Genomic DNA, 6,000 nt, shown 5'->3' on the forward strand with positions numbered 1-6,000 from the left:
TAGCTTTATTACTAATCCAACAGATGCGTTTCAATCCATTAACAGTTCAATAACAAACGCTATGTTAAGCATTCTATTTGGTAAACTGATGTATATATGATTATTAAACAGGTAGGTGAGGAAAATTAGAAGCTTATTCATCCCTGTACTTGCTTTATTCCTACTGATTTTTTCATCAGGATGCCAAGCGACAAATGCAACTACAATAGACGTTATTTCATTTCAACCGAATGGTTACAATGTTATGTTTTTTACAAATAACTCGAATAGTGATTTAGAGAATATATATTTTGATGCAATTATTGAGATAAAAGCTAAATATCCATCCGCTTTTAAAGATGTACAAAAAGAGGAAAAAACGATGGACGATTTAGAAATGGGATTAAAACCTGAATCACCTTCCTTAGTTATCATGAAAAACGGGAAGACAATCGAACATTTATCTGGAGATATAGCAAAAAATGATCTCATGGATAAATTAGAGCAAATCATCAACTAATAGATGGACTGAATGCTCCTATAAGTTGTTTGAAATAGAAAAAAACTCCCCCAGAAATAGTTTATCTTCTGCGGGAGTTTTCTACTATGTCTTATAGCAAAAATAGCAGTGGTTTTACCTGTACCTGGCTTAGATAATAATAACGACTAGACTGCCAGCTAAGGAACTCTTTATGCGAATAAAAAAGGCTACCTCAGCTGTTGTGAGATAGCCTCTAATTTATATTACAGCATATGAATTGGTGTACCTAAAGCTACCTCTGCAGCTTCCATCGTAATCTCACCTAAACTAGGATGAGCATGAATAGTTAGTGCGATATCCTCTGCTGTCATTCCAGCTTCAATCGCAATACCAATTTCAGCAATCATATCACTAGCATTTGGTCCAGCGATTTGTGCCCCAATTACAAGACCGTCTTCTTTACGAGTGATTAATTTCATAAATCCATCACTATCATTTAATGATAGCGCACGACCATTAGCAGCAAATGGGAATTTAGCAGCTTTTACATCGTAACCAGCATCTTTTGCTTCTTGTTCAGTATAACCAACTGATGCTAATTCTGGATCAGAGAATACAACTGCAGGCATACCTATATAATCAATCTCTGATTTTTCTCCACTAATTGCTTCCGCAGCAACCTTACCTTCATAAGATGCTTTATGAGCAAGTGGCATACCTTCTACAATGTCACCGATAGCATAGATATTATCTATGTTTGTGCGACATTGTTTATCAATTTTTATTAGACCACGATCATTCATTTCAATACCTACTTGTTCTAGACCAAGCTCTTGGGTATTAGGACGACGACCAACTGTTACTAATACATAATCTGCTTCAACGGTTTCCTCTTTACCATTAACTTCATAGGATACTTTTACGCCATCTTTGGTTTCTTCAACACCTTTAGCCATAGCTTCTGTGATGATATTTACACCTTTTTTCTTCAGACGTTTTTTCACAACTTGCTTCATTTGTTTTTCGAAGCCACCGAGAATATCCTTTGTACCTTCAAGTACTGTTATTTCAGTACCAAAATTAGCATACGCTGTACCAAGTTCAGTTCCAATATATCCTCCACCGATAACGACCATTTTCTCTGGAATTTCTTTAAGGTTTAAGGCACCCGTAGAATCCAATACACGTTCAGAGAATTTAAATGTTGGAATTTCAATTGGTGTAGAGCCTGTTGCAATAATACAGTTATTAAAGGTATATGTTTGAGAGTTTTTCTCATCCATAACTTTTGCTGTATTTTTATCCACAAAGTAAACTTCACCTTTGATAATATCTACTTTGTTACCTTTTAACAGACCTTCTACTCCTGATGTTAATTTATTAACAACAGTACCCTTCCATTCTTGGACTTTAGTAAAATCTACAGTTACGTTCTCTGTTTTAATACCTAACTGTTCATTTCCATAAGCATGTTCTGTTAAATGTCCTGCTTGAATTAATGCTTTTGATGGGATACACCCAACATTTAAGCAAACTCCCCCGAGGTTACCTTTTTCAACAATTGTAACTTTTTGACCTAATTGTGCAGCTCGAATGGCAGCAACATAGCCACCTGGTCCAGCTCCAACAACTAACGTATCTACTTCAATTGGGAAATCTCCTACAACCATAACCTACGCCTCCATCATAATTAATTGTGGATCGCTTAATAATCGCTTAATTTGATTTAGCGCTAACTGTGCAGTTGCACCATCAACAATGCGATGATCAAAGCTTAATGATAATGCGAGTACCGGTGCAATTACTATCTCTCCATCTCGAACAATTGGTTTATCAGCAATTCTGCCGATTCCTAGAATTATTGCCTCCGGATAATTTAATACCGGCGTAAACCATTGTCCGCCTGCAGAACCAATATTTGTAATTGTATTTGAAGCACCCTTCATCTCTTCAGGTGATAGTTTACCACTTCTAGCCTTTTCTGCCAATTCATTAATTTCTTTAGAAATAGCAAAAATAGATTTACGATCAGCATTTTTTACAACCGGAACAAGTAGTCCTTTTTCTGTATCAGCTGCAATTCCAATATTATAATAATGCTTCTGAACAATTTCATTTGTCTCATCATCCACCGCAGCATTTAAAATCGGGAATTTCTTAGAAGCAGATACAAGCGCCTTCGCTACATATGGCAAGTAAGTTAGTTTAATATCTTGCTCCGCAGCTACAGCTTTAAATTTCTTGCGATGTGCTACTAATTCTGTAACGTCAACTTCGTCCATTAACGTAACATGCGGAGCTTTCGTTTTCGAATTAACCATTGCTTTAGCAATAGCTTTTCGAATTCCACTCATCGCTTCACGTGTTTCAGGATAGTTACCTTCAGTCACAGCAGTTGTAGCCGTAGGTGCAGAAGCTTCTTTTTTCGTTTCTTTAGCTTCTTCAGAAGTTTTAGCAGGCTGATCACCGCTTAGGAAGCTATCAATATCCTCTTTTAAAATACGGCCATTTTTCCCAGAACCAGTAACCTCTGAGATATTCACATCGTTATCACGCGCATATTTTCTAACGGAAGGCATTGCGATCACTCGTTTGTCGCTACCATCATTTGTAGTATCTTGCTTTTTATCAGCTGCTGTTTCTTGTTTTTCTTCTTCTTTAGGAGCTTCTTCTTTATTATCTTCAGAAGCTGAATCTTCTGATTCATAACCTTCTGCGTCAAACGTTATTAGTACATCTCCTACAACAGCTACCGTTCCTTCATCCACATGGAGTTTTTTTACTGTACCCTCAACTGGAGAAGGGATTTCTACGACAGCTTTATCATTTTGGACTTCACACAATACATCATCTTCTTTGATGTCATCGCCCTCATTTACGAACCATTTGACAATTTCGCCTTCATGAATTCCTTCACCAATATCTGGAAGTTTAAATTCAAATGCCATTCGTATTACCTCCTATCTCTTATTAAAAATTCATTACAGTGTTTACTTTTTCTACGATGTCTTTATGGTTTGGTAACCATACTTCTTCTGCTGCTGAGAAAGAATATACTGTATCTGGAGCTGCAACACGTAATACTGGTGCTTCTAAATGTAAAATTGCACGCTCTTGAATCTCAGCTACAACATTTGCAGCAATACCTGCTTGACGCTGTGCTTCTTGGACAACAACGACACGATTTGTTTTCTTAACAGATTCGATAATGGTATCAATATCTAGAGGTGAGATCGTACGTAAGTCGATAACTTCAGCCTGTACACCATCTTTTTCTAATTCCTCTGCTGCCTTCAATGAAGCGTGTACCATGGCACCATAGGAAATAAGCGTAACATCTGTTCCCTCACGCTTAACTTCAGCCTTTCCTAAGTCGATTGTATATTCTTCCTCAGGTACTTCTCCGCGGAATGAGCGGTATAGCTTCATATGTTCTAGGAATAGCACTGGATCATTATCACGAATAGCTGAAATCAGCAAACCTTTTGCATCATATGGAGTTGAAGGAACTACTACTTTGATTCCTGGTTGTTGTGCAATTAATCCTTCTAAAGAATCAGCATGTAGCTCTGGAGTGTGTACTCCACCACCAAAAGGTGAGCGAATTGTAATTGGTGAACTATGTGATCCACCAGAACGATAGCGCATACGTGCCATTTGTCCACTAATAGAGTCCATTACTTCATATACGAAGCCGAAGAATTGAATTTCTGGTACTGGTCGATAGCCTTGTAAACCGAGTCCAATTGAAAGACCACCAATGCCAGATTCAGCTAACGGTGTATCAAACACACGATCTTCGCCAAATTCAGCTTGCAGTCCTTCAGTAGCACGGAATACGCCACCATTTTGACCAACATCTTCTCCGAACACAAGCACATTTTCATCATTTTTTAATTCTGTGCGTAATGCATCCGTGATTGCTTGAATCATTGTCATTTGTGCCATGATTTACTTCGACTCCTTTTCTTTGTATTCTTCCATTTGTTCTTGAAGGTTATATGGAAGTTCCTCATACATATTGCTAATAAAATCCGTTACTTTTTGTTTTGGATACTCATCAGCTTGCTTGATAGCTTTTTTGATCTCTTCTTTTGCTTCTTCAATTACTTTGCTTTCGTCTTCTTCAGACCATAGATTTTTACCTTCTAAGAATTTGCGGAAGCGAACAAGTGGATCTTTTTTCTCCCATTCGTTATCTAAATCATCTGTACGATAACGTGTAGGGTCATCTCCAGCCATCGTATGTGGACCATAACGATATGTTAATGTCTCAATAAGCATTGGGCCCTCACCATTAATAGCACGTTCACGAGCGTGTTTAGTTACAGCATAAACAGCAAGTACATCCATTCCATCTACTTGGATTCCTTCAATACCAGCAGCTACAGCTTTTTGTGCCAACGTTTTAGCATTTGTTTGCTTTTCAACAGGTACTGAAATCGCGAAGTAGTTATTTTGTACAAAGAAAATAGCAGGCGCTTTATATGCACCAGCAAAGTTTATTCCTTCATAAAAGTCCCCTTGTGATGTACCGCCATCACCAGTGTAAGTTACAGCAACTGCTTTCTTACCACGTTTTTTAATACCTAGAGCTACACCAGCAGTTTGTACATATTGTGCTCCAATAATAATCTGTGGACTAACTGCATTTACACCTTCAGGCATTTGATTACCATGAAAATGACCTCTTGAGAATAGGAAAGCTTGGTATAAAGGTAATCCTTGCCAGATTAATTGTGGAACATCGCGATATCCTGGTAAAAGAAAATCATCCTTTTCCAATGCAAATTGACTTCCTAATTGAGAAGCTTCTTGACCAGCAGTTGGTGCATAGAATCCTAAACGCCCTTGACGATTTAAAGCAATAGAACGCTGATCTAACACACGAGTGTATACCATTCTACGCATTAGTTCCTTTAATTCGTCATCAGATAGTTCGGGCATATCATCTTTATTGACAATCTTTCCATCTTCGTTAAGAATTTGGAACATTTCGAACTGACTTTCAACACTTTCTAATACGTGTTTCAAAATAGTTCACCTCTTCCTTTCTTTATATCCTTATTGGTATTGTCATTTCTAGCGTACCCAAAATACGAAAAAAATCTGTACTTTTTGCTATTAACTATGTACCCTTTTCCGTTTTAGATTAATCAAAGCTACTTTCACATTTATCTGTTACATAAATAAAGCAAAAATCATTAGTACAATTTCTTTTCATGTAAATTCTAGCTTAATTATTTCAGTTGGTCAAACACTTTGTTTTTATTAATTTATTTTTAAAACAGCCTAATAATGGCTAGTGATTTATATGGCATTTACCTCCCCTCTGTTATATTACATATTAAAAACTGTATTATAATCATTACCATTAAAATATTTATAACCAATGTTTCTATATAAAAATTAAAAAAACGGAGCAAAATTCGCTCAGTCCTTATCACTAAATGCTCAGATTTACGCTTCCTCTAGTAGCTATTATGGAATAATAGCTACTGCTTGCTTGACCACCACTCCGGCTGCCCACTTCCCTTTCC

The 6,000-nt window shown here is 37.0% G+C and carries 5 protein-coding genes; 1 reads left to right on the plus strand and 4 read right to left on the minus strand.

The features are described 5' to 3' along the window. Positions 1-115: 115 nt before the first annotated feature. Complete coding sequence (locus RVS70_RS08470; protein WP_026680756.1) at positions 116-499, plus strand: hypothetical protein; 384 nt, start codon at positions 116-118, stop codon at positions 497-499. 224 nt (positions 500-723) lie between these two features. On the opposite strand, the gene lpdA is transcribed toward RVS70_RS08470, so the two are convergent. From lpdA to pdhA, 4 genes are read right to left on the minus strand one after another with little or no spacing between them, the layout of a single operon-like run. Then, complete coding sequence (gene lpdA, locus RVS70_RS08475) at positions 724-2,130, minus strand: dihydrolipoyl dehydrogenase (protein WP_321132856.1); 1,407 nt, start codon at positions 2,128-2,130, stop codon at positions 724-726. A 3-nt stretch (positions 2,131-2,133) separates the two neighbouring features. After that, a complete protein-coding gene (locus tag RVS70_RS08480; RefSeq protein WP_121605034.1) occupies positions 2,134-3,408 on the minus strand; it encodes a dihydrolipoamide acetyltransferase family protein in 1,275 nt (424 codons plus the stop codon). A 22-nt stretch (positions 3,409-3,430) separates the two neighbouring features. Next, positions 3,431-4,408: an alpha-ketoacid dehydrogenase subunit beta gene (locus tag RVS70_RS08485; RefSeq protein WP_026680753.1), complete on the minus strand. Its 978-nt coding sequence runs from the start codon at positions 4,406-4,408 to the stop codon at positions 3,431-3,433. A 3-nt stretch (positions 4,409-4,411) separates the two neighbouring features. Continuing rightward, positions 4,412-5,455, minus strand: a complete 1,044-nt coding sequence (pdhA, locus tag RVS70_RS08490; protein WP_226983656.1) for a pyruvate dehydrogenase (acetyl-transferring) E1 component subunit alpha — start codon at positions 5,453-5,455, stop codon at positions 4,412-4,414. Positions 5,456-6,000 lie beyond the last annotated feature (545 nt).

It is taken from the genome of Virgibacillus sp. M23, assembly GCF_034190895.1.
Classification (GTDB): domain Bacteria; phylum Bacillota; class Bacilli; order Bacillales; family Amphibacillaceae; genus Virgibacillus; species Virgibacillus salarius.